General features: G+C 77.7%; 2 protein-coding genes. Both read right to left on the reverse strand.

All coding sequences use genetic code 11. The features are described from left to right. Nucleotides 1-178 precede the first annotated feature (178 nt). Complete coding sequence (locus tag HLB09_RS16275) at nucleotides 179-1,162, reverse strand: methyl-accepting chemotaxis protein (RefSeq protein WP_212771255.1); 984 nt, start codon at nucleotides 1,160-1,162, stop codon at nucleotides 179-181. Continuing rightward, nucleotides 1,159-1,737 carry a PAS domain-containing protein gene (locus tag HLB09_RS16280; protein WP_322790233.1) on the reverse strand — a complete coding sequence of 193 codons (579 nt, stop codon included), beginning with the start codon at nucleotides 1,735-1,737 and terminating at the stop codon, nucleotides 1,159-1,161. Before HLB09_RS16280 ends, HLB09_RS16275 begins: the two co-directional genes overlap by 4 nt. Nucleotides 1,738-1,984 lie beyond the last annotated feature (247 nt).

The raw sequence follows: 1,984 nt of genomic DNA on the forward strand, positions 1-1,984 counted from the left end.
GGCGCCCCTCCCGGCCCCCGACGAGGGCGGGAGGGGCGCCGGGAGGGACGGGGGCGGCGCGCGGCTCGGCCCCCGAGCCCCAGCGCCCGAGACCCAGCCCCCGAGACCCAGCGCTCGAGACTCAGCGCCCGAGACCCAGGCGCCCGAGACTCAGCCCCCGAGACTCAGCGCCGGGGCATCAGCCCTGGCGCAGGACGGCGAGGAAGCGGGCGACCTCCGCCCGGAGGACCTCGGCGAGCTGGGACAGGCCCTGGGCGCCGTCGGCCGCCGCGCCGTGCGGGCCGCCGTCGACCGCGACGGAGACGCCCTCGACCATGGCGTCCATCTCGCGGACCGTGTCGCTGATGCGCGACATCACCGAGGTGCTCGTCGCGGCGACGGACTGGACGGCGTCGACCTGGGCGGTGACCTCGTCGGTGGCGCCGAAGGTCTGGTCGGCCAGCTGCTTGACCTCGGAGGCGACGACGGCGAAGCCGCGGCCCGCCGCCCCCGCCCGGGCGGCCTCGATGGTGGCGTTGAGGGCGAGCAGCCGGGTCTGGCCCGCCACCTGCGAGATGAGGGTGACGACCTGCTGGATCTGCTGCGAGGACTGCTCGAGCTGCCCGACGGCGTCGCGCGCGTCCTCGGCCTCGCGGACGGCGAGGGCGGCGGAGCCGGACAGGCTCGCCGCGGACGCGCTGAGCTCGGTGGCGGCGGCCGCCACGGTCTGGGAGACCGACATGACGGTCGCCTCGAACTCGTCGGCGAGGTGGAGCCGGGCGTCGGCCACCTCCTGCGCCCGCGCCGCCGCGGCGGCCATGGACTCGCGGGCGCCGTCGATCGTGCGGGCGCCCCCGGCGAAGGCGCCGGGCATGCCGGTGAGGAGGAACTGCCGGTGGAACCGGCCCTCGCTGGCCGCCTCGAGGGAGGCGGCCGACTCGCGGACGTAGGCGTCCGTGCGGTCGATGAAGCGGTTGAGCTCGTGGCGCAGGAGGACGAGGTCGGCGTCGTCCTCGGTGCCGGGCACGTGCCGGACGCGGGCCTCGAGGTCGCCGGCCGCCACGAGGCGGCAGACGCGCAGCATCTCCTGGACGGCGGCGGCGGAGGCGGTGGAGGCGTCGGGGGTCGGCGACGAGGCCGCCCGGCCACCGCGGCCCAGGCCTCTCGCGCCCAGCCCCCTCACGCCGCGCTCCCCAGGGCCGCGCGGGCGGCGGGCGCCGTCCGCGCCGAGCCGGCGAGGCTCCACAGGAAGCGGTCGTAGTCCAGGCCGCGCTCGGCCAGCTCGGCCTCGAGGAGACGGGTCGACGCGGCGATGGCGTCGGCGGGGCGCGCGTGGCGCGCCTCCTCCTGCAGGAGCCGGGCGTACAGAGGGCGGATCTCGGCGAGCGCGCTGGCGCTCGGCAGGCGCCGGTTGGAGTGGTAGCCGATGACGGTGCCGTCCGCGCCGCGGCTCGGCGTCACGTGCGCCAGCACCCAGTAGTGCGCGCCGTCGCCGGCCAGGTTGATGACGTAGGCGAAGAGCTCGCGGCCCTCGCGGAGGGTGTCCCAGAGCAGGCGGAAGACGCAGCGCGGCATCTCGGGGTGGCGGATCATGCTGTGCGGCTGCCCGAGCATGGCCTCCTCGGGGTAGGCCGAGACGCGCAGGAAGACGTCGTTGGCGTAGGTGAGCCGCCCCTGCAGGTCGGTCTTGGTGACGATCACCTCGTCCTCGCCGAAGCGGCGCTCCACGCCGGTGGGCACCACGGTCGTCGGTCGCACTGCTCGCTCCTGTCCCGGCGCCCGTCGACGGGCCCGCGGCCGCCCGGCCCCCTCGCGGGGCCGCGCCTCGAGGTCCGCATCGGCGGGCCGCGGAACGGACTTGAGGCTCATCTCCCCGCAGGCGGAGGACGGGCGCGCGCGTCGACGGGCACCGCCCCGCGTCAGCCCGCGGGGGCGCCGCCTCCCCCGCCGGGCCGGCCGCGACGGCGGGCGGCGAAGGCGCCCATGCGCCGCGTCCGCTCGGGCC

The organism is Pseudokineococcus marinus, assembly GCF_013004605.1.
GTDB lineage: Bacteria > Actinomycetota > Actinomycetes > Actinomycetales > Quadrisphaeraceae > Pseudokineococcus > Pseudokineococcus marinus.